Annotated in this window: 34 protein-coding genes; 12 read left to right on the top strand and 22 right to left on the bottom strand. The window is 58.5% G+C overall.

Features of this window, described 5'->3' with window-relative positions; genetic code table 11:
- The first annotated feature begins 14 nt into the window (after positions 1–14).
- Positions 15–467 (top strand): Arc family DNA-binding protein, encoded by a 453-nt coding sequence (locus C4S72_RS07460; protein WP_104002393.1) that lies wholly within the window; start codon positions 15–17, stop codon positions 465–467.
- Here the strand turns inward: C4S72_RS07460 and C4S72_RS07465 are convergent.
- The 22 genes from C4S72_RS07465 to C4S72_RS07565 all read right to left on the bottom strand — a co-directional run bounded on the left by C4S72_RS07465 (position 464) and on the right by C4S72_RS07565 (position 16,022).
- Entirely contained in the window at positions 464–799 is a 336-nt protein-coding gene (locus C4S72_RS07465; protein ID WP_104002394.1) for a hypothetical protein, read from the bottom strand. The two genes, C4S72_RS07460 and C4S72_RS07465, sit on opposite strands and share 4 nt — an antisense overlap.
- Positions 796–1,170, bottom strand: coding sequence for a hypothetical protein (locus tag C4S72_RS07470; protein ID WP_104002395.1), 375 nt, complete (start codon positions 1,168–1,170; stop codon positions 796–798). Before C4S72_RS07470 ends, C4S72_RS07465 begins: the two co-directional genes overlap by 4 nt.
- Positions 1,171–1,172: 2 nt before the next feature.
- Complete coding sequence (locus C4S72_RS07475; RefSeq protein WP_104002396.1) at positions 1,173–1,379, bottom strand: hypothetical protein; 207 nt, start codon at positions 1,377–1,379, stop codon at positions 1,173–1,175.
- Positions 1,380–1,988: 609 nt separating this feature from the next.
- Positions 1,989–2,126, bottom strand: a complete 138-nt coding sequence (locus tag C4S72_RS25755) for a hypothetical protein (protein WP_160115467.1) — start codon at positions 2,124–2,126, stop codon at positions 1,989–1,991.
- A 44-nt stretch (positions 2,127–2,170) separates the two neighbouring features.
- Positions 2,171–2,488 carry a DUF2190 family protein gene (locus C4S72_RS07480; RefSeq protein WP_104002397.1) on the bottom strand — a complete coding sequence of 106 codons (318 nt, stop codon included), beginning with the start codon at positions 2,486–2,488 and terminating at the stop codon, positions 2,171–2,173.
- An 86-nt stretch (positions 2,489–2,574) separates the two neighbouring features.
- The gene (locus C4S72_RS07485) at positions 2,575–4,743 is read right to left on the bottom strand and encodes a ClpP-like prohead protease/major capsid protein fusion protein (RefSeq protein ID WP_200826685.1); all 2,169 of its coding nucleotides are present in this window, start codon (positions 4,741–4,743) and stop codon (positions 2,575–2,577) included.
- Between the two features lie 24 nt (positions 4,744–4,767).
- Positions 4,768–6,255 (bottom strand): phage portal protein, encoded by a 1,488-nt coding sequence (locus C4S72_RS07490; RefSeq protein ID WP_104002398.1) that lies wholly within the window; start codon positions 6,253–6,255, stop codon positions 4,768–4,770.
- Positions 6,255–6,467, bottom strand: coding sequence for a primosomal replication protein PriB/PriC domain protein (locus C4S72_RS07495; protein ID WP_104002399.1), 213 nt, complete (start codon positions 6,465–6,467; stop codon positions 6,255–6,257). Before C4S72_RS07495 ends, C4S72_RS07490 begins: the two co-directional genes overlap by 1 nt.
- A gap of 3 nt (positions 6,468–6,470) precedes the next feature.
- Complete coding sequence (locus C4S72_RS07500; RefSeq protein WP_235009069.1) at positions 6,471–8,489, bottom strand: phage terminase large subunit family protein; 2,019 nt, start codon at positions 8,487–8,489, stop codon at positions 6,471–6,473.
- Positions 8,380–8,886 carry a terminase small subunit gene (locus tag C4S72_RS07505; protein WP_104002400.1) on the bottom strand — a complete coding sequence of 169 codons (507 nt, stop codon included), beginning with the start codon at positions 8,884–8,886 and terminating at the stop codon, positions 8,380–8,382. Before C4S72_RS07505 ends, C4S72_RS07500 begins: the two co-directional genes overlap by 110 nt.
- A gap of 205 nt (positions 8,887–9,091) precedes the next feature.
- Positions 9,092–9,274 carry a hypothetical protein gene (locus tag C4S72_RS07510; RefSeq protein WP_104002401.1) on the bottom strand — a complete coding sequence of 61 codons (183 nt, stop codon included), beginning with the start codon at positions 9,272–9,274 and terminating at the stop codon, positions 9,092–9,094.
- Positions 9,249–9,776 carry a hypothetical protein gene (locus C4S72_RS07515; RefSeq protein WP_104002402.1) on the bottom strand — a complete coding sequence of 176 codons (528 nt, stop codon included), beginning with the start codon at positions 9,774–9,776 and terminating at the stop codon, positions 9,249–9,251. Before C4S72_RS07515 ends, C4S72_RS07510 begins: the two co-directional genes overlap by 26 nt.
- Complete coding sequence (locus tag C4S72_RS07520; protein ID WP_104002403.1) at positions 9,776–9,991, bottom strand: phage holin family protein; 216 nt, start codon at positions 9,989–9,991, stop codon at positions 9,776–9,778. The genes C4S72_RS07515 and C4S72_RS07520 overlap by 1 nt, the downstream gene beginning before the upstream one ends.
- Before the next feature lie 10 nt (positions 9,992–10,001).
- Positions 10,002–10,484 (bottom strand): lysozyme, encoded by a 483-nt coding sequence (locus C4S72_RS07525; RefSeq protein ID WP_104002404.1) that lies wholly within the window; start codon positions 10,482–10,484, stop codon positions 10,002–10,004.
- A gap of 127 nt (positions 10,485–10,611) precedes the next feature.
- Complete coding sequence (locus C4S72_RS07530) at positions 10,612–11,022, bottom strand: hypothetical protein (RefSeq protein WP_104002405.1); 411 nt, start codon at positions 11,020–11,022, stop codon at positions 10,612–10,614.
- A 2-nt stretch (positions 11,023–11,024) separates the two neighbouring features.
- Positions 11,025–11,504, bottom strand: coding sequence for a hypothetical protein (locus C4S72_RS07535; RefSeq protein WP_104002406.1), 480 nt, complete (start codon positions 11,502–11,504; stop codon positions 11,025–11,027).
- Between the two features lie 285 nt (positions 11,505–11,789).
- Positions 11,790–13,250 (bottom strand): DUF5906 domain-containing protein, encoded by a 1,461-nt coding sequence (locus tag C4S72_RS07540; protein ID WP_104002407.1) that lies wholly within the window; start codon positions 13,248–13,250, stop codon positions 11,790–11,792.
- Positions 13,247–13,684, bottom strand: coding sequence for a hypothetical protein (locus tag C4S72_RS25900; RefSeq protein WP_200826686.1), 438 nt, complete (start codon positions 13,682–13,684; stop codon positions 13,247–13,249). The genes C4S72_RS07540 and C4S72_RS25900 overlap by 4 nt, the downstream gene beginning before the upstream one ends.
- A complete protein-coding gene (locus C4S72_RS07550; RefSeq protein WP_160115468.1) occupies positions 13,681–14,742 on the bottom strand; it encodes a PriCT-2 domain-containing protein in 1,062 nt (353 codons plus the stop codon). Before C4S72_RS07550 ends, C4S72_RS25900 begins: the two co-directional genes overlap by 4 nt.
- Positions 14,743–14,752: 10 nt before the next feature.
- Positions 14,753–15,133, bottom strand: coding sequence for a hypothetical protein (locus tag C4S72_RS07555; RefSeq protein ID WP_200826687.1), 381 nt, complete (start codon positions 15,131–15,133; stop codon positions 14,753–14,755).
- On the bottom strand, positions 15,133–15,729 hold the full coding sequence (locus C4S72_RS07560; RefSeq protein ID WP_104002409.1) for a deoxynucleotide monophosphate kinase family protein: 597 nt from the start codon (positions 15,727–15,729) through the stop codon (positions 15,133–15,135). Before C4S72_RS07560 ends, C4S72_RS07555 begins: the two co-directional genes overlap by 1 nt.
- 80 nt (positions 15,730–15,809) lie before the next feature.
- Positions 15,810–16,022, bottom strand: a complete 213-nt coding sequence (locus tag C4S72_RS07565; protein WP_104002410.1) for a helix-turn-helix domain-containing protein — start codon at positions 16,020–16,022, stop codon at positions 15,810–15,812.
- Positions 16,023–16,093: 71 nt separating this feature from the next.
- Here C4S72_RS07565 and C4S72_RS07570 point away from each other — a divergent pair, with 71 nt between their 5' ends.
- The 11 genes from C4S72_RS07570 (at position 16,094) to C4S72_RS07620 (ending at position 20,672) form a co-directional block, all read left to right on the top strand.
- Positions 16,094–16,933 (top strand): LexA family transcriptional regulator, encoded by an 840-nt coding sequence (locus C4S72_RS07570; RefSeq protein WP_104002411.1) that lies wholly within the window; start codon positions 16,094–16,096, stop codon positions 16,931–16,933.
- A gap of 50 nt (positions 16,934–16,983) precedes the next feature.
- Positions 16,984–17,295, top strand: a complete 312-nt coding sequence (locus C4S72_RS07575; protein WP_104002412.1) for a hypothetical protein — start codon at positions 16,984–16,986, stop codon at positions 17,293–17,295.
- A gap of 26 nt (positions 17,296–17,321) precedes the next feature.
- Complete coding sequence (locus C4S72_RS07580; RefSeq protein WP_104002413.1) at positions 17,322–17,585, top strand: hypothetical protein; 264 nt, start codon at positions 17,322–17,324, stop codon at positions 17,583–17,585.
- A 196-nt stretch (positions 17,586–17,781) separates the two neighbouring features.
- Complete coding sequence (locus C4S72_RS07585; protein WP_160115469.1) at positions 17,782–18,330, top strand: response regulator transcription factor; 549 nt, start codon at positions 17,782–17,784, stop codon at positions 18,328–18,330.
- Positions 18,327–18,509 carry a hypothetical protein gene (locus C4S72_RS07590; protein ID WP_104002415.1) on the top strand — a complete coding sequence of 61 codons (183 nt, stop codon included), beginning with the start codon at positions 18,327–18,329 and terminating at the stop codon, positions 18,507–18,509. Before C4S72_RS07585 ends, C4S72_RS07590 begins: the two co-directional genes overlap by 4 nt.
- A 14-nt stretch (positions 18,510–18,523) precedes the next feature.
- Complete coding sequence (locus C4S72_RS07595; protein ID WP_104002416.1) at positions 18,524–18,832, top strand: hypothetical protein; 309 nt, start codon at positions 18,524–18,526, stop codon at positions 18,830–18,832.
- Entirely contained in the window at positions 18,829–19,050 is a 222-nt protein-coding gene (locus tag C4S72_RS07600) for a hypothetical protein (protein ID WP_104002417.1), read from the top strand. Before C4S72_RS07595 ends, C4S72_RS07600 begins: the two co-directional genes overlap by 4 nt.
- Entirely contained in the window at positions 19,047–19,769 is a 723-nt protein-coding gene (locus tag C4S72_RS07605) for an ASCH domain-containing protein (RefSeq protein WP_200826688.1), read from the top strand. The genes C4S72_RS07600 and C4S72_RS07605 overlap by 4 nt, the downstream gene beginning before the upstream one ends.
- On the top strand, positions 19,766–20,056 hold the full coding sequence (locus C4S72_RS07610) for a phage antirepressor KilAC domain-containing protein (protein ID WP_104002418.1): 291 nt from the start codon (positions 19,766–19,768) through the stop codon (positions 20,054–20,056). Before C4S72_RS07605 ends, C4S72_RS07610 begins: the two co-directional genes overlap by 4 nt.
- Positions 20,056–20,253, top strand: coding sequence for a hypothetical protein (locus C4S72_RS07615; RefSeq protein ID WP_104002419.1), 198 nt, complete (start codon positions 20,056–20,058; stop codon positions 20,251–20,253). Before C4S72_RS07610 ends, C4S72_RS07615 begins: the two co-directional genes overlap by 1 nt.
- A complete protein-coding gene (locus C4S72_RS07620) occupies positions 20,220–20,672 on the top strand; it encodes a hypothetical protein (protein WP_146071875.1) in 453 nt (150 codons plus the stop codon). Before C4S72_RS07615 ends, C4S72_RS07620 begins: the two co-directional genes overlap by 34 nt.
- The last annotated feature ends 20 nt before the right edge of the window (positions 20,673–20,692 follow it).

The following is a 20,692-nucleotide window of genomic DNA, read 5'->3' on the forward strand; positions in this document are numbered from 1 at the left end:
ACAGTAATGGGCGCATGGAGATGGGGCAAGTTGCCCTTATAGCAGTGACCGCCTACAGTGATTATGCTGCGCGGATGGAAAACCAATACCCCAGCCACGCACTCGCCAAGTTCCAGATCAGGCTCTCTCACAAACTGAGGGAGCAACTACGCATCGCTGCCGATGAAAATAATCGAAGCATCAATGCAGAAGTGGTGAAACGGCTGGAGGAGACCATGCACGGCGCCGACTTCATACCGGCTACGGATGCCGCCACCCTGGCGGAAAAAGCCAAAGCGGATCAAACAGCCGCCCTGCGCCACGCTATCGCCTGCGCCATCCGCGATACCGCCAGCGCCGGGCATCGCACTGCTACTGTGAAAACCGACAGCTACCACCCGGATGTGCTGAAGCAGATCATCCAGCAGCTACGCGAACTGGGGTATGACGTATCCAGCAGTGAGGCCACGCTGGCGGTGGCGTTTTAAACAACCTCCGCAGCTTCTACCGTGGCCGCCCAGCGCCCTACCCAGTTATCCCGCTCGATCAGCTGACGCAGCACGTACGTTCCGGCATTTCTGCCGCTGGCGATGATCACCTGCCATTCGTTATCGATGCCCGCCGGCGGGTTGTTGATGGTGACCACGGTGCCGATCACGGTCATTTCACCGTTCAGGATCAGCGAAAGATCCTTGTCGATCACCACGCGCCGTTCCCAGGTACTGGCCGGGATCGAGCCGTCGCTGACGGTGGCCAGTTCGCCCAGCTCTTCAAAGATGTCGGCATCGGCTTCTGCCATGATGTCGTCAAAGTCGCTCATGCTTCATCTACCTGCAGGGCTGGAAGGTCCGCATCCGGCACGACCGGCACGGTGGTGACGTACTGCATCCAGCGGGTTTGTTTATCATCGACCACGTAACCGGGCTTACTAAGGATGGCATCGAACAGATCCACCGCCCCGGCGCGCTTGGCCGCCCGCCGTGCATGGGCCTCGCCCCGGGATGACCAGAGCACCAGGCTGTATCCGGCCGCTTTCTGCCGGCGGCACCAGGCCACCAGCGTGGTATTCACGCAGCCACCAAGGAGCAGCGTGGCGTCTACATCCACGTAGATCGCCGCCGCAGGCGCATAGCGCCGGGCACCCGGGTTTACCCCGGCCCGCACCCGGCGCAGCCATCCCTGCTGGTTCACGCTCAGGCTTTGGTTTCGGTGGTGCCGGCAGTTTTAGCGCCGATCAGCTGCAGCTTTTCCGCCGCCGCGCCGGTCGCCCACTTCGCCCGGCTACGGGATACCAGCCGCGACGCTTTCTGGCGCTTCTCCATATCCCAATCGGTGGCGTCATGGTTACCCTTTTTGAACTCGCCGGAATCTTCAAACACTTGCAGGACTTTCTTGCTCATGAGATCACCATTTTTTTAGTGGACAGAACTCTTTCATGATTTTGGTTTTTGCTGTGATGTTGCAGCCGCACTGGCCGCAGTGCCAACCACGCAGCGTGCTTGTACGCTGCTCATCGCAATTGCGACATAAGTTTCGACGCTTGGCAGTCAGCACAGGGCCGGCAATGTATTTAACCAACAACTTCAGGATGAATAGTTTGACCTGATACGCCGGCTTCATCGCGTTAACTAATTAAATTACCGTTGGATTGGGAGTGTGGTGGCCGGTGCTGTATTACCCGGCTTGGTTGCTACTCATCGACTCGAACGACTGTCACCACCAGCAACCGGATACGGGGTTTATCCGCACTTACCTGCGCATCAGCCTACGCATTCACCACACTGGCCAAGCAGCCCACCCGGAAGGGGAACCAGGTTCGTACAGGGCTGCTTGCCGGTGAGGCCCGGGGATACTCCGCCCCGGGTCGGTTAAGCTGTTGGCTCACATGGCCTATCTCCGGCTAGGTGGAGAGCGCTCACCAACGCGGCGTTATCCGCGAAGCCTTCAGCCAATAGACTGTTGTTTGTTACCGGGGCCCGTCTATTTATCTCGGCACCAGGCCCCGCTATTCAGCCGTAGTCCATCTGTTCAGCACGTTCGGGCGGTCTGCTGGGCAGCAATGCGATCGCGCCCTGTATGGCACCGCACTGCCGGTTACCCGCCGATATATCGAACAGATGGAGCATGAAGAAGATAATCAGAATCATCTTCGCTCCTCAGATAGGGGTGCCCGTCCTTGGGCAGTCAGGGGTTAACCTTTCAGCAGTACCGGGATAGTGGCATCGCCACTGGTACCGGCTGCTGCCGCGTGACCGATGAGGTCGTTGTCGGTGGCGGTTGCGGTGATGGCGGAACCATCCCAGTAAACCGGCGTGCCTTCAGCGATGTTTTCAGCGGCCATCGGCAGGTTGTATACGCCTTCCAGATCCACCTGGCCGCGAGCGCCCGCTTCGATAGCAGAAAGCGCGACACCGACCAAGGCACCGGACACCACCACACCACCAGCCAAAACCGCGCCAGTAGAGGTCAGCGGGATGACTTTGCCTGCCTGTACTTTGTTTGTAGCCATGAGAGTTTTCTCCGAATAGGGGTTAAATCAGCCCGGGCGGTACTCCGGGCTTAATAGCCGTTTGGGGCTTAGTGACCGTTTAGGGGTTAGGCGCCGGGGTTTTTAGCCAGGCCACGGTAGTCGAGGGCTTTCACACCGGCATCCATGCGGACTTTGAATTCCACGCCGTCGATGTTCCAGCCGTTCTGCTGTTCCAGCGTCGGGGTCTGGATGCCGTCCAGGTACTGCACTTCGATGGTGTCGAACATTTCCGGGTTGGCGGCCAGGTGCCATGCGGTACCGGTGAGACGCGGATCGGCGATGACTTCGGCGATGTTGCGCACGTAGTTGGGTGCGGTGTTGGCTTTTGCAGCGGCACCCACTTCGAATTCAGACTGGATGGTCTGAATAGCCAGGCCCTCTTTCTCTACCGGCACCAGCATGTATGCCGGAGTGATGTTGAGGTGAGCATCACCCAGCTTCTGCTTACGCATCAGTGCACGCAGTGCATCAACTGAGGCGGTGGAAATGGCCGCTGCTGAACCCAGGTTGTTGTGGTCGGCATGGAACAGGGTTTTGCCGTCGGCCATGTTGGGGTTGCTGTTGAGGATGGCGTACACCAGGTTACCGATGGTGCGGCGTGCAGCGCGGCCCATTTTCTGCGGGATGCGGGTGAACGCGCCCAGATCGTCGTTGATGATCGCCTGGCGGGTGATGCTGAACAGGCTGCCGTAGGTGGCCAGCTGGACGGTTTCGCCGCGATCATTGATGGTGCCCTCTTTGTATTCGGCACCTTCGTCCACTTTTTGCAGATCCGGGAAAGCCCCAAGATCAACGCGGGTGGTGGCCTTGAAGTCCGGCAGCTCGCCCACGCTGGTCCAGCGTTCGAAGGTTTCAGCCGCTTCGTCGTAGCCTTTCAGCATCGCCTTGTTGGCGACGGCCGACAGCAGGTTGCCGAAATCGCTGGTGGAATGAGTGAACGCCGCACCGACGATTTCCAGCTTGCCCATGCCGTAGGCGTTGATGCCGTTCATCTGCAGGGCGTTGCGGGCCAGCTCATACAGGGTGTAACCGGCCATGGGGTTGGAGGCATCCGCCTTAACCAGACCGACACGGGCCGCCAGGGCGTTGGTGACGTCTTCACGATACTTCGCCACCACGGTTGCGTCACGACCACTGGACACGTGCGGCTTGGCGGTCGGCTCGGTACCGGACCCCAGCGCGGCCAGCAGCTTGGCCTGGGCCTGCTCAACGCTGCACTTGAAGTCATCCAGGCAGGTGTCGAGGATGGCGCGGTGCTGATCTTCAAAGCCTTTGAAGGCGGCGCGGATGCCGGCACGGCGGTCGCGTTCCGGTTGCAGCGGATCGTCGCCTTTCGCGGCGGGTTCGATGATTTCGATGATGTTCAGGATGTTGCCCTGTTCATCAACCTCTGCCAGCACCAGGTTACCCTGAGCGTCACGGACTTTCTTACGCATAGTGATTCCACCTTTTGGAGTTTCGGGAGTTGCTGAGGGTGCGGCGGTGCCGCGCGGTTGTGCGGGTGTTGCGGGAGTCTGTACCGAGCGTTGCCCGGTAATCTGAGCCGGAGCGTGGGCAAAACCCATGCGGGCCAGGTCGAAGTTAGCGGATGCAGCCAGATCCACCGCTGCACTGGTTTCGTCGGCAAAGCCAGCGGCGACGGCCTCGGTACCTGTGTACCAGGTTTCTTGGTCCATGATGGCGGTGACGTCTTCGGTGCTCAGCCCGGTGCGACCGGTGTATACGGTCAGCAGGCTGGCCTTCACCTTGTCGAGCACTTCCGCCTGCTTGCGCAGTTCATCGGCATCACCTACTGCCCCGCCCCAGGGGTTGTGAATCATCATCAGGGCGTTTTCCGGCATGATGATGCGATCACCCGCCATGGCGATAATGCTGGCCATGCTCGCTGCCAGGCCGTCGATATGCACGGTGACGCTGGCTTTGTGATTCTTCAGCAGGTTGTAGATGGCGGTGCCATCAAAAACGCTACCGCCGGGGCTGTTGATGTGCAGGTCGATGGCGTTCAGATCACCCAGGGCTTTCAGATCCCGCGCAAAGTCTGAAGCAGTAATGCCCCAGTAGCCAATTTCGTCGTAAACGTAGACCTCAGCCGCGCCGGGGCTGGCGGCTGCCTTGATGCTGTACCAGCTTTTACCGTCTGGCTTGATCGGGGTGACCGATGCGCTGGCCATAATGCCGGGCAACGGCGCGGCCAGGGCGCCGACAATCGCCAGCGTCATGAGTCGTTTTTTCATGGGTTTGCCTCTTGGTTTGAGGGGTCAGTCTGCGGGACTGTCGGGGATGATTTCGGTCGGGCCACCGGGCGGCGGCGTCACTTCGTTCTCGCGCACCTGCTGCTGCCACTGTGCCCAGAGGTCGATCACCTCATCAGGGTTGCCGCCCGCGCTGCGGATAATCTGCTGCGGGGCTTTGGTCATGTTACCCAGGGTGATACGGTTGCCGTTGGCTTCTCTCTGCGGGTCGATCCACGGCATCTGCGGGCCGAAGTAGTCAGCGTCGTAGAGGCTGTCCATGTCGATGTCATCGGGCAATTCAATCTTGCCGCTCATCACCGCCATACGCAGGAAACGCTCATACACCGGGCGGGTAACCATATGGACGAACCAGCCGGTCAGCAGCTGGTAATCCTCCCAGCTTTCAACCAGTTCCTGCCGCTGGGCGCTGTAGGTGCCGTTGTAGTTTTTGCTGCTGGCTGAGTAGCTGCACCAGGTGCCACCAGCCACGGCACGCTGCATGGCATCACGGTAGGGCGTCAGCAGCCCGCTCGGGCGGTTGCTCTGGATGGTACCTACATCTTCGCCGGGGCGTAGATCATCGAACACGGTACCGGGGCTGATCTCAAACAGGCGATTGCCTTCGGTGTCGGTATCGTTGTCCAATGCGGTATCGCCGTACATCTCCGGCATACCCTTGCGGATGTAGAACGCCATAGCGGCGGCGATCCGGGCGGCGACCTGCTCAGCCTCTTCGTAATCCTTGAGATTGTTAAGGCGGTCCATCACGGCGGCGAACACGCTGACGCCACGGTTCTGGTGCAACCGATCGATCAGCTTGAGGTGGTGGATCAGGTCTGCATTGACGGCCTTGGTATCTGCAGAGGTCACCAGCCGGGTCATATCGCCCGGGTGCGAGGTCAGCAGGTAGTAGTAGTTTGCGCGCCCCCAGCCGTTGCGCTGAATGCCTTGGCGGATATTTCGGCCGCTGTCGTTCAGTTCAATCGGGCAGTAGTCGGGCTCCAGCAGTTCAATGCTGTAGGGCACCACACCGAGGTGGGTATATTTGGGCACGTTGCCCATTACATCTTTGATCAGCGCCTCACCATCGCGGAACCAGGTACGGCCCAGCAGCTGCTCAGACATGGCCAGCGAAAGCTCGCCGGTGGTTTCTGGCGACTTGGCCCAGCGCTTACGCAACTGGCTGATCTTCTTCGCGAGTTCGCGATCAATACTGCCGTCTAACTTCTTCGGCATCGGCTCGACGTTGATGCCGTTCTTGCCAATCACACGGGTGACCAGGGTATTTAGCACGGCCTTGGCCAGATCGTGGTTCTGATCCAGGTGGCGAGCCTGACCGCGCAGGGTTTCTGCTGCGCCGGCCACATGGGTACCGCTGGCGTTGTCGCCCTTATTCTTGCGGGTGCGCCGCGGGCTGGCTGCTTCATAGGCGGCCAGCACCTGACGCGCACGCGCGCGGCTCACCGCACGCTCTGGCGAAAATGGGGCGATCAGTCGGTCAGTCCAGTGCATCAGTCAAAACTCGCTAGTGAACGGCCACGACGGACACCCGCCGCTTTCTGTGCCGCAGCGCTGGCTTTTGCTTCCCACTCCTGCCGGCCGGCACGGATCTCCGCCAGGTTGGCGCGGGTGAGCTCACGCCCGTTTACTTTGACGGTCTGCCCCTTGAGCACCTTTGCCTCGGCATCGGTGTAGAGCTGGACCATTTCAGCGGCGGTGGTCATGGGTTACTCCCGGTTCAGCCAACCACCCAAGGCGTTACCCCGAGCGCGGCGCTTCTGTTGCGGTTGTGGTTTCGGCTGAGCCTGCTGCTCTTCCACTACTGCCGGCTGTTCTGGCTCGGCGCTGAACATATCGCCCTGGGCCAGATCGGCTTCTATTGCATCCCACTGAGCAGGGCTAAGCAGGTGCAGACGTTCGGCACGGGCGGCGTGGATGGCGTAGCCGGTGCAGTCCCAGGCTTCTACGCGGGAGCCTGCTTTCTGCTGCCAGATCAGTTTGCCGCGCTGGGTGCGGCTGGGTGCTTTGATCTCGCCGGTCATCTGGTCATAGAAGTCAGAGCGCACTTCGGTGTACCAGTGCATGCGCCCTGCCCCGTTGCCCGTCAGTTTCATACGGGCGGCCATCAGGTCTTTGACCTTGTTGACGCCAACGATCCACACCTGCAGGCCGTACTTGGCGGCCTTGTTCATCTTGCTGACGTCTACTTTTTTCGGGGCGGTAACGATCTCGGCGTCGATGCTGTTCGCGCCTTTGATGGCACGCAGTTTCACGCCCCGGTTCGCCCGGCTGCGCACGTAGTGGTACACGGCGTCGTTGGTCTGGCCATCGCCAGAATCGAGGTCGGCAGCGCGGATCCGCAGGGCCCAGCCCTTTTCGTGCTGGTAGGTGCCAAAGAGGATCTGATCGAGCTCGGTCCACACCGGGTCGTTTCGGTCAGCGGTATTGCCGACAGCGGCGATTTCACCCCAGTAGACGAGCCAGTTTTCTTCCCCACGGCCGTGGGCCCAGATGGTGATCGCGAGGCGATCATGCTGGACGTCAACGCCGGCGGTGAGTATCAGGCCGCCGTTGGGGACGGTTTTCTCGGCGTAGGCTTCGGCACGCTGGGACAGTTTTTCTACATCCGGCGCATCGCTCGCGTATTCATACGGCAGGCCCAGAGTGTTGTTGGTGAAGCCGATCATTTTGGATTCGTCGCCCCACTCCAGCGCGTGCTGCGCTTCCAGGTAGCGGCGAACCAGTACGTTCAGTTTTGAGCCGGGGAACGGGCTGTAGAGCTCGTTGATGTAGAAGCCGGCTGTATCACCGCCGGGCTTGTCGGCAATCCATTCGCCCTGACGAACGTTGAGGTTCTTCTGGCGATCGGTCCATTCCACGGCGCAGTGTGGGCAGACGTAGGCGGCGCTGTCCGGATCGGCGCTGCCGTAGACTTCATCGTGCCGGTCTGGGTCTTCATCCCATACGACGTTGGCCCAGGTGAGCACGTGGCGTTCGCCGCACTCATGGCACGGCACCCAGAATTTGCGTTGGTCCGATTTCTTGTAGGCATCTTCAACGCGACTCAGACCTTTAACCGTAGGCGTGCCGCCGAAGATGACTTTGCGGTTTTCGTACGTTTTGGCGCGCTGTTCCAGCAGGTCAACCGAGTCACCCTGACCGCGCACATCGCTGGAGCAGTCGTCGGGCTCTTCCACCGCTACCACGGGAGCAGATAGCGATTTGACGTTGTCCGGTGCGTTGGAGGCGACCAGCGCGAGAAAGCCACCGGGGAAACGTTTGAAGTCCATGCGGTTGCCAGCGGATCGGCTGGTCTCTACGTCGATCAGGTCACGCAGCACCGGCGTTGCCCGCACGGTGGGATCAAACTTCTGATCCAGGTACTTGCGGATGGTTTTCTCTTTCGGGAAGAGCAGCACCACACCGCAAGGATCCAGGTGGATCCGCTTCGCCAGGTAGTTGTTCCAGACACCATCGGTCCACGCCACCTGGGCGGACTTCATGCACACCACTTTGCGGATGTAATCATCATCCAGCGCGTTGAGCATGCCCGGCACCCAGGGTGTCAGGTCGGTGGTGTATTTGCCGGGGCTGGCGGTCTGTTCCGCCGCCATCCAGCGGTATTCGTTCGCCCAATCAGCCGTCGACATCTGGCGCGGCGGAAGCAGTTTCTCCAGCGCGCGACTTATCACCAGCTCCAGTGTTTCCTGCAGCTGTTGATAGGTGTGTAAGGATGTGTCGAGCATGAGTGTCGAGAATATCGATATCCAGGTTGATGTCGTGGGCGAGGTCGATTTCGTTCTTCAGCTTGGTGAGGCCAGTCATCATCCCTGAGCGAATCGCAATGGCCATGTCAGTCAGGCGGCGTTCAACGTCATCGGCTGGAACTAGCTTGCCCACCATTTCCCCGATCTTGATCTCTTCCGCATCACCGCGGAGACGGTCTAGCCGTTCCTTCGCAGACTCGCGGGACTTGTTCGTCGCCCGCTCCACCAGCCAGTCATGCACTTCAATCGTGCTGTACTGGTTTTCATGGCCACGCTTGGCAGACTGATAAGGGAACGTCGGGTCGCGTTGGTACTCGGTAAACGAACGCTCACTGATACCGAATATCTCGGCGAGCTGCTTCTTGTTCACCTGCATCGCGGCCACCTGGTCATCTTTGAAATCATTACCCGGCGCCGGTGTCGATCAGCTGAAGTAGGGAGCGCCTCGCATAAGTCACTGATTTATCTATAAGGAAGGAAGTCCTAAGCCATCCCAGATCTGCACGAATTTCGCGATCAGATTGCCCAAATAGCCCCGGGGGCCCAGGAGGACCCATGGCCTTGATGGTCATCGGCGATGATCAGGGGTACAGGTCCGCACGCAGCTCGATGATCTGCATTTCGAGGGCTACGGCTTCACGGCTTAGCGCTTCGATCTTGTCGAGTGGCCGTGCCATCAAGGGGATGGCGTTCAACTGCTGCAGCTGCTGGTCGATCTCGATCACGCGGGCACGCAGTTCATTGGCCTGGTCGATGTTCGTCACTGATCATCCTGATGCTGGCCTTGTCCACGTTGCATGACTGAATCGCGCTGACCAACATCGGTACGTATTCCACTACGCCCGCGTAGGTGTAGCACGCAGCTCTGGTATCGGGGTCGGCTCGGTTAATACTTCCGGGATCGGAATACAGACCGCCGGCGGTTGAACTACCGGTGATGCTCCGCAACCGGTCAGCAGTAGCGTCGGGGATACAAGCAGAAGCACGCACATCACCTGACAAAGTTGAGCGCAGCGCATCGACCTCTCCCCGTAACCGGCTATTGATGTTCTGTTGTTGGCGGCGGTTAATCACCAGCGCCTGGTCGGCCTGCTGATACAGGCGATTGAGCTCTTGCATAGCGCTGGAGGTATTCAACAGCGCCTGCTCAGTCTGGGTCAGCTGCTGCTGCAGTTGGCCGTTCTGCTGGTACCGATCCAGCAGCAGCCAACCCATCAGACCAACAGCGCCAAGCACTGCAGCTAGCAGATAGATTCGCAGACGCATCAGTCCTGCCCCGCTGCCTGCTCTCCCTGACGGATTCGCTTGCGTTGGTAATACCAGTTAACGCCGGTAGTAATGGTCACCATAATGGCACCGACCGCTCCGGCATTGTTGTTTAGCCATTGCAAGGCATCACCCAGCATAAGGCCGCCGCCGGCGGTATATGTGAGCCCAGCAGCCAGCCGCTGCACAGCGTCGGCATGTTGGTCGAGGTTCACTCGGCGCTCCTTACTGATTGGTTGCGATGACATCTGATGATTCCAGGCCTGATAAACACAGGTCGCGCTCATCAGCGCGCCGATTCACCAACCCTGGCCATTTCTTCCCACCGGCGTACACCCAGCGATCCAGCTCCCGGCAGGCATCACTGCGCAAACCGGCATTGGCCAGCCGCCGAAGCGTGCTGGTACTGGCCGCGCCTATGCCCACGTTGTAGGTCCAGCTGGTGTAGGCCGCGAATTCCTCAGTGCTCAGCTCAACGGTAAACATCCGATCAACCGCGTCAGCGTAATCAAGCACCTCTGCACTCAGCAGCTGGGCACACTCGGGGATGGTGGCGGTATCGCCCATCTGAACGTCACGGATGTGACCAAAGCAGATGGTCGGAATACCCACCGGATCACGATACGCCTTGAGCTCTTTGCCCTCATAAGACGCAACCAACCCCACCGCCAGTGCCACAGCAGCAATGAAGGCGCGGGGTTTCATCATGGGAGGTACCGAACTTAAGGCAACAAAAAAGCCCGGCGGGGTTAACCGTCGGGCTTCTGTATGCGCATTGATCGCAATCTATGTGAAAGAGACTAGATTAGTCTCAGGCGAGGGTCAAACATTATTTTTAGAGCCGCCAACGGGCACACTCCCGCGCCGCCCTGGCAGTTTCGCGATGCACTTCACCATAACCAGAGAACTGACGGTGTAGTCTTTCGATATCACTCACTGCCCGCGCAAGCGACAATTCGTAATATGACTCCACCCAGTCATGGTCAAACACAGTACGCCCCTGCGGGGTGCCATAGTCAAATAGCCGTTCCGGGCACTCAGGGCTAACGACGATACAGCCAACATCCAAACCCCGTTCGCGGACCAGGTTCTTCAAACGCCTCGCTTCATTCGACGAACGGCAAACCACCCGATCCCCATCCTTCAAGCTATCCAGCATCAAGGTGGTGCGCCCCGTCCGCCTTGCTGACTGCGTGTAAATCCTCACCATTGCCTGCAGCGCGTTTCCAATACCGAAGAGATCCATAATTAACCCCTCCCAGCTTTACGGGCAGCACGGCGTTCAGCAGCGGCAGCCATCGCACCCGCCCCACTCCGCACCTTCTTCTCTGCCGGCAGCATAAACAGGATATGCTGGTGGGCCTTGGCCAGTCGGCGGAAGTAAGTGGATCGGCTACATCCGCAACGGTACACCCGTTTGGCTTCAGGCGCATCCTCATGGCGGTAGTGCTCTACCACCACCGTTTTCAGGTCGGCACCCAGCTTCACCACCGCCTGGTCGATCTCATAGTTCGGATCGTAGCTGTCCGGCTGGGCAGCGGTGCCCGTGCTGCGGATGATCATACCGCCGTTATCCACGGCGCCGCCGATGGGGTTCTTGCCATACCCCAGGCCCACCACCACGCCGCCGGTTTCGCACCACTCGGCCCAGGCCTTCAACCGCACATCGATCCAGGCGATGGTGGTCGGTTCCCGCTGTTGATCCAAAGTCTCTGCTGCATCACCCATGATTCACCCCCTGCTCACCGCGAATTAACCCGCCGACACTTTGAAAAACACCGTTCTCAATGTGTCGGAAGAAGTGTCGGAAATTATTTCCCTTAACTATCAAACCTTTATTTATATTTCCGACACTTCCGACACTTCCGACACTAAAAAACAGACTCTCACATGTACGCGCGCGCCCGCGTGAAGCGTCTGTGAGAAAAAGTGTCGGAAGTGTCGAGGCCCCGCCATTGCTGGGCTCAAAGTGTCGGAAGAAGCGTCGGACAAAGTGTCGGAAGTGTCGGACCATCACTGGACCTCCCCCTTGTGGTACCGCCCCACCTCCTGATTAGCCGCCTGGCAGCACTTCTCAATGCACCGCACACGCTCAGCCGGATTCTCAGGCACCCAGGTATCAGGCACCCAGACGCGCTTCGTTCGGCGCTCGGTATCGGCCATCGGGTGCTGTATATCCACCCGTTCCTGCCGCAGAAACCGCTTAAGCTCACCGCTGAACTTACGGTGGCTCATCACATACTCCCGTGATTTTTCGCACCACCGCTGATACGCCAGGTAGAGATCATCATTCACCACCGGCCCCAAGGGGATAGGAAGATCACCGCTGGCCCATTGCCGATAAAAATACTGAGGGCTCGGCATCGACATATCGATCAACGATTCCTTCGCCTCAGTGCTCGGCGGTGCGTCATGGGGCGTAAAATCCGCCAGATCCAGATCCACCAACCAGTTGTAGAAAGCCTCAACACCGCCATCCTCAACCCATGAACCCAACTCCTGGTAATACGACTTCGGTTTCGGCTGGCCCATAAACAACGCCAGGTAACGCCGATCCCCGTAGTCCAGCTCAAGCGGCTGCGTATTGTTCGACAGAAACACGAAGTTCATCAGGTTATCCTCTTCGCGTTCCGGCAGGTTCTTTTCATTGATGATGTGCTTATCGCCCGTCACCATATGCTTGAGCTGGCCCTTGTAGTGCGCCTTCTCCGCCCGGCTCACCACCTCCTCAGCCACCACAAACAGCTTATGGCTCTTCCAGGTGGTAAAGGTGCTTTCCAGCTGCGCCTGCCCTACCGTGATGCCATACCGGCCATACATCCGCTTAACCACCTGCTCCCACAGAAACGATTTACCCGTTCCCTCAGCACCGTAGTTAATGATCGAGCTCTGCATCTTCGCGCCCGGGTTCTGCAGCGGATACGCAATCCACTTGATCAGCCAGCGGTAAACCGTCTTATCCCCGCTGGCCATCCACCAGATATGGTTAAGGATCGGTTTAACATCCTCTTCAGTGGCCGGCCCTCGCTGCATCGGCAGGCCGTCATACAGGTTCACATACTCGTTGACGTCATAGCGGCCCGATGGATCAAACACCACGTTGCGCACCACCACCCGTTCTTCCGACGATTGCCACGCCTTATACCGCTCAGCACCCACCGCCTCTTTCAAGTGCGATAGCCGCATGATCTTTCGCTGTATCCCATCGAACACCGTATCGGTGCCATAGATCAGCGCGAAGTGGTGCTTCAGGTCGAACAGCGCCGGAACAACCATCCCCCTACGTTTGGCTCCGCCCTGCCCGGAGGGAGAGCGAGGGAGGTCATCACTTTCATACTCTGGCGGTATCTCTTCCGGTAGGGGCGGTTCATCATTCGCCGCACGGGCGCCGCGCTCCACCGCCTGCATCACCTGGTCGCGGACTGCGTCCAGGCCCTGGGATACGTGGAGGTCGTTGAAGTCGGATAGGCTCATACAGACTCCACCTCATCAGCGTTTTTCATCCTTGTTCCTCGCCAGTATTCAACCTCCGACCGGTTGAATACTGGCATGTCACACCAACGCCAAACGTCCGAATCTGGAAGATAAGTAGCCCCCATCAATACACTTCCGTCGAAAGCCATAATATCGACAGCTTTTAAGCCAGTTGGGATGTCTTCCCAATCTGTATCTTCAACCGACTCCCAGTGACTCACCTGATCCACTAGCAAACGAACACTATTAACAACTTCGTCTATTTCGAAACTGTGGTTGATACCGAATACTCCAGCGATCCGGCGTATACCCCGCTCCCACCGATCTTTCCGAACCAACTGGCCATCATCACGAAACTCCAGGTCTTCCAGATCAGCGTCACGAAACTCAGGCATTCTCAAATCCCGCTCGGTGACTTTGCGTTTACTACTCATGCCGCCTCCAAAAACTCAGGCACCAGTACAACACCACCCACTTCCGCAGCGGCCTGCTTGGCTTTCGTCACACCGGGGTTACCTTCGGTTTCAGTGTCGTTATCCGCGCAGAACACCAACAGCGTGTCGGGGTAACGTTCGCGCAGCGCCTTTGCCACCGTGGGCAGGTTGCCGCTATCGATCGCCATCACTGCCGGATAACCGGTGGCCATGTGCAGACTCGCTGCCGTGGAATAGCCTTCGGCCACCAGCAGGGTTTCAGGGATATCATCAGCGGTCAGATCAAAGCCGATGCCATGCATCAGGCCCGACTTACGCCCGCCTTTGAAAAACGTCTTTTTGCCGGTTTTGTAGATCACCTGCAGGTTATGGATCACGCCGTTGATATCGCGCAGCGGCACAATCACCGCATCGCCACTCAGGTAGCGGAACGAACGCGGATCGGTATCTTTATCGCGGTTGTTCGCCTCGGTCAGCGCCGAACCGCACTCGGTATTACCGATCAGCAGCCGGGTGTCGCAGGTATCGGTATTCACCTCGGCAAACATCGCCAGCTTGGCAAAACCCACCCCGAAGGCATTCACCTTCTTGTTGGCGATATAACTGGAACGGCCCACCGGCTTCACGTTGTGCTCGGTGAAAAGCTGCTGGCACAGCTTAGCCACCGCAGCGGCCAGTTTCGCATCGTGCGCCGCCTGAAGCTTGGCACGCTCTGCCGCCTTTACTCGGCGCTTTTCTGCTTCAATCCGCAGCCTCTCCTGTTCCTGGTCGGTCATTTCACGAGGCACCCAGCCTGCCTGTTTAGCTAGATAGACCAAAGAACCAAGCGTTGCAGTCTTTTCACGACCGTAGGTTTTAAGCCCCTTCCATGTGTTTTTAACAACCTTGGCGTCATACTTGTCGTAACGGCTGGACCACGTATCCCAAGCGTCAAAACCAGCATCGCCGAACTCATTTTTTAGTGCACCGCCCATGCTGATCCACAACTCGCGATCAGAATCATTAAGGTACTGAAGCGCCTCAGCGGCATCCTCCAGGGTGTAGTCTCTGCGTTCCATCATGCCCCCCTTATGCGTAATCCATTTGCCAGCAGGGAAACCCCGTGGCCTGATTGCAGTGCTGGGTTACGTGCACCAACACCAACTCAGGTTCATCGAAATAGGCCTGCAAAAAAGCCTCGATCAACTCTGGATCACGCTGATCCCAATACTGGCCGGTATTGCCAAAGAACTCAGTGCACAGGCGGTCATGCTTTTCCGCATCCCACTGATACAAGCGATCCGAATAGACTGACTTTGCCGGCAGACCCTCATACTGCGTGTTGGCGAACAGCAGAAATGAATCGTAGTTATAGGGATGTGTTGTGGGCGTCCGCTTCAGAACAGCGGGCTTACCCGCATCATCAAAGCCGATCCAGACCAGCGGCCCATAAGTACGGAAACGGCTCATCACGCCACCCTCCGTTCAACCTGGTAGTGCTCACCCTGATCCAGCCATCCGGCCACTTGATGCAGCACCTGGTGGCGCAGGTCATCGATAGAACCGTCATTCACCACCACAAAATCGATCAGCGCCTCCGGCAGCGGCATTTCAGACACATGGCCATGCACCGCTGCTAGGCCCGGGCGGGTGATATGGATCACCACCCCACCGCTCTGGCGAATCCAGCGCGCCTCTTCGGCGAAACGGCAATCGGTGAACACCACCACATCACCGTCGTAGCGTTCATCGGCATCAACGGCCAGCAGCTCCTCCAGGCCCAGCGCCGCGCGCTTCACCCAGGTATCCGGGCCAAACACATCACGGATACTCTCGGTACCCAGCAGTTGCAGCACCTGCCGCGGCGAATAGCCCCAGTAAGGGATCACCTTCTCTTTAAGGTCCCGGTCCGTCATCTGCTCCAGCGTCAGGCCGAAAATCTCCATGGCCGCACGACGCAGCGGATCGGCAAACGCCCGCTGCTGCCCGGTGACATGCTCCAGAATCAAACCGGCCAAGGTGTCTTTGCCGCTGTTGGCGCGCCCGGCGATGCCTATCAACTTCATCCTGAATCCCCTGTATAGCTGACCAGTACGGCCGTTTGTCTAAAAAAAAGAACCACCACCGCCTAGACTGAAATTGTCAGTCAGGCGGCGGTGGCTCCTTCTTCATCTTCGAAATAAGAGTTCGCCGGGACTTCTCCGTTGGTTTTGCGCTCGATGGCATTAGCCAGCTTATAGCTGGGTGTGCGATGACCACCGGCCAACTGGTAGAGATACGCAACAGTCGTACCCGCTGCCGTTGCCAGAGCCTTGCGCTCTTCCGCGGTGTGATCCTTAAGCCACTTGCTTAGCTTCATCGGTGCCTCCTATACGAACACCGGAAACTTTAGCATCGCGCTAAATTTTCAGCAAGAAAGCATTTAGCACAATGAATATTTATCACAATGCTAAACAGTCGGATAATCAGCGAATGGACGTAAACAAAACCAGAATCATCAACTTACGCACGCTGATCGCTGAATCGAACCTCACCCAAGAGAAGTTCGCCGAACGCTGCGGCACATCAGCTAGCACCCTGAGCCAGATCCTTTCTCCAAAAGGGAAACGCGGGCTCGGGCCAAAACTAGCGCGCAAAATTGAAACCGCGATGCAGCTCGAAGAGGGCTGGTTAGACACCCCTCGCCAATCAAACAACGACACACTCGCTGCATCTTTTAAATACGCACCGAAAATCATAGATCTCAAAGTTGAAGACGCCTTCGTAAAACAACCAGGTGCACAGCACCACCCTGCCCTCATGCCAATTTCAGGATGGGATAGCCAAACCCCGCTTGAAGATGACGAAGTAGAGGTACCCCTGTTCATGGAAGTAGAACTTGCCGCCGGGACCGGTGCGACAGAGGTCGTAGAACGCCAGGGCCCGAAGATCCGCTTTTCTCGTTCAACCATGCGCAGCGCCGGCGTGCAGCCGGAACACGCCGCTGCCTGCTTCGCCAAAGGCGACAGCATGGGCAATGTGGTACCGCATGGTGCAGCTGTTGGCGTCGATACCAGCTGCACCGATATCATTGATGGCGAAATATACGCCATTGAGCATGGCGGCATGCTGCGCATCAAATACCTGTACCGCCTGCCCAATGGCGGCATCCGCATCCGCAGTGAAGAGCGCAACGAATACCCCGATGAAGATCTATACGGTGACCAGCTCCATGACTTCCGTATAATCGGATTCGTATTCTGGATCTCAACGGTGCGCAGACGCCGATAATCCCAAACCAGGCGCAGGATGCAGTCGTGCCGACAAGGAGAGCAAAAACCATGAAGAAAGCCCTTACCGCCGCAGTGATCGCGGCTTCATGCCTCGCCGCCTCCCAAGCACACGCCCTTCGCGTCGATAAACCCGGCGGCGGCTCGATCCTGATTGACGCAGGCGACTCCATCGTTAAAGCACAATCAGCCCTTGGCCGCGCCGCCCGCTGGGATACCGCCAGGGTCTGCAAACAACCCACCCGCTCATCCTGCCGGGGCGACACCGGCTGGGGCACCCGTCACCAGTACATCGTTAACGGCCGCACCTTCATCATTGACGAGTATGACGGCGTGATCACCCAGGTTGATGTGATGCGCTAATCGCCACCCGCAATAAGGAAGGGACCATGGGCACCACCATCAACATGCGCCATTGTGAGCAGTGCAACAAAGTCACCGAACACATCGAGCACCCACCCAACCACATACTAATGCTACTGCTGGCCATCGTGTTCGCTGGCCTGGTGACCATCCTGTTTGGCGGTGCCATCGCCACGGCAGTCATCGCCTTTCTCGCCTTCTGCGTCTTTGTGTGGCTCCCGGCCATAGGCCTGCAACGCTCACCCCAGTGCCGAGCCTGCGGCACCAAAACGGGGTTCTGGAAGCTGTAAACCCAGCACCAACACCAAAATAGCCCGCCGAGTGCGGGCTTTTTTATGCCTACTACAAAGAAACTTCTACTTCCTATCTCATTGATTTAGCAGAGTGCGCAAAACTTTAGCACCTAAAATGCTAAATCTCGCTTGATCAATCTTTAGCATGAAGCTAAATTTACTCCCAGAAACGCCAAACAGGGAGTTTAGCAACATGATCACACTCGCACCCCGCGAACTCGAATACGTTGAGCTAACCCGCGACGGGCTCAGCACCAAAGAGATCGCCAAAGTCACGCACCGCTCACCCGGTACCGTTGAAGGCACCGCCCGGCGCGTGCGTTTCAAACTCAACGCCAAAAACCGGCTGGAGTGCGTGCTGAATGCGGTGCGCGAGGGCTTTATCTCCCTGGGGCTATTGATCGCCATCGGCGCACAGGCACTCGGCATCGGCCCGGCGCTGGCCGACAACGTGGCGGAACTGCTCAGCAGCAACACCACAGACCCGATCAACCACCCCGACCGCCCGGCACCCCGTGGCGGACGCAGCGGCCGAAACACCCGCAGCAGCCGATCCAACCGCAGCGGGCGCAACAGCCGCAACGGCCAGATCGCTCCCCAGCTGTTCGCCGACTTCAACACCGCCAGCCCCGCCGAACGCCTCGCCATTCTGGACGAGCTGACCAACGGCTACGCCGGCGGCATCTACCAAACCTACGACCTCAACTGGCAGGCCGAACCCCAGCAGGAGACACGCGCATGAGCACCGTACTGGTACACCCCACCGTCAGCAGCTGTATCGACAAAATCCGCAACCTGCAGGCCACCACCGGCCGCCTGGTTGTCATCGACGGCACCGGCAAGGTCGCCAAATTGGTCAACACCCGTCGCCTGCGCGCCGCGCTCGCAGAAGCGGATACCGGCAACCTGCCGGCGGCATAAGGGAGGGGATGAAAATGTCTCGATACATGGAGTTTTTCTACCTCGATTCGACTAACGCCGCGAGGTACACCGGAATCGGCGCAGCTTTCAAAACCGATAGCGAAACCACCAACGCTTTCGATAGCTACAAAGCGCTAGAAGTAGACCCGAAAGAAGCCCAATTCGCGCTAGATCTTTATGAAGAGAACGGCGACATAGCTGCAACCCTCTTCCTTGCCACTGAAACATTTGAAGCACTCAGCAATAGCGCATGCCTTAGCGAAGAACTCTATATCGCTAACGACGCGGCCTACTGGCAAAGACAGCAGAGGGAAACGGTATGAACCTGATCGAACGCGCACGTTACTACCGCGAACAGCACAACCACCCGGATGGCGTGATCATCATCGCCCACGGCACTGAATACGCGGGCTGGATGAACGAACTGCGCAACCCGGAAATGTGGACGCCCGGCTGCATCGCCATCGACCCAGAAGGCAACCAATGGGAAGCCACCGGCGGCGGCTATCGCACCGCCGAGCGCTGGGAGGTGCGGTCATGAAAGCACGTCCGATGTTATTTACCGGAGATATGGTCCGCGCCCTGCTGGACGGACGAAAAAGGCAGACCCGGCGCTTAGTACCTGAGTGGCAACTGCCGAAGCTAACCCATGATGCCACTGAATACATGTCAGTCGCGCAGCGCCACCCGCAGTGGGGCTTCGGTGTCTTCGGCAAAACCGAACAAGAATGCATGAACAACTACAACACTGAGTATGGCGGCCTGTGCCCGTTCGGCCGCACCGGCGACCTTATTTACGTCCGTGAAAAAACGATCAAGGTCGAAGAGCACGGCTATCTCGGCCCCGTCTATGCGGCAAGCGAACTAGGCACCGAAATTCTAGATACAGGCCTGCGCCCCGCCCCCGATGACATGACCGAGGTCGAGCCCTATGACATCAGGCTTCGCCCCTCCATCCACATGCACCGCAGTGCCAGCCGCATCACCCTGCGCATCACCAGCGTCCGTGTTGAGCGCCTGCGGGATATCAGCGCCGCAGACGCTGCTGCAGAGGGGTGCGATAAGCCGGATCTGCCGAGGGCGGTAGGCGGAGTCGCTGGCGACTTCGTTGCTGATGAACGCACATCATTCGCCATTCTGTGGAATCGAATTAACGGCTCTGGAAGCTGGTCAGCCAACCCCTGGGTCTGGGTAATCGAATTCGACGTCATCAAAGCCAACGTCGATGCCGTCATCAAACAGATGGAGGCCGCCGCATGACCACCCAACACATCCACGGCCTCAGCATGCAAGCCGCCGCCCGCACCCTCGGCACCACACGCCCGCAGCTGTTCAAGTTCCTGCGCGAACAGAAGCTGCTGAACAAAGAAAACATCCCAAGCGTTCGCGCCCAGAAAAGCGGCTGGCTCACCTTTGACACCCGCAAATTTACAAACCCGGTAACCGGCATCCCCGACGAATACGCCGTGCCCCTGGTCACCGGCGCCGGACTGATCTGGCTACAGGAACAATTTCACCCACAAGACAAAGACACAGAGGCCGCCTGATGCGCACCACAGACGTCAACCTGACCGAACGCCACCTGCAGCAGATAGAACACGCCATGCAAAACGCCCGCGCCGCGCTGCAGATCAACGGCACAACCGCCCAGCAAGCCAACGAAGCCGTCACCGAACTTAACGCCGCCCTGCGCCTGCTCGAAATACCCGAATGCCCACTACTGCCCGCACCGGCAGCGGCATAAACCAGCAGTACCACCGACAACCCAAGGGGAAATCAATGAACAAGCACCGTCCCGATCTCTTCATCAACACGCTGTCCACCATGGACTACGGCGTTACCGCCAACGAACTCAGCGATGACCTCGCCGAACTGCTGCGCGCCGTTCAAGACACCGGCAAGCAGGGCACGCTGACGCTCAAGCTCACGGTAAAGCCTGAATCCCTTGCCACCGGCCAGGTCGGCATCATCGCCGACACCACCCTCAAGGCACCGCAGCAGCCCAAAGACAAGGCGTTCATGTTCATGACACCGGACGGCAACCTGCAACGCGAAGACCCGCGCCAGAAGCGCCTCCAGTTTGAGGCCCACGAAGGCGCCGCCGCCGCAGCACCGATCGCTGCTGAAGAAGCACCGGCACCCCGCGCCGTGCAACAGGCATAAGCCACCACCCACCGATCCAT

Source organism: Marinobacterium lutimaris, from assembly GCF_900108065.1.
Classification (GTDB): domain Bacteria; phylum Pseudomonadota; class Gammaproteobacteria; order Pseudomonadales; family Balneatricaceae; genus Marinobacterium_D; species Marinobacterium_D lutimaris.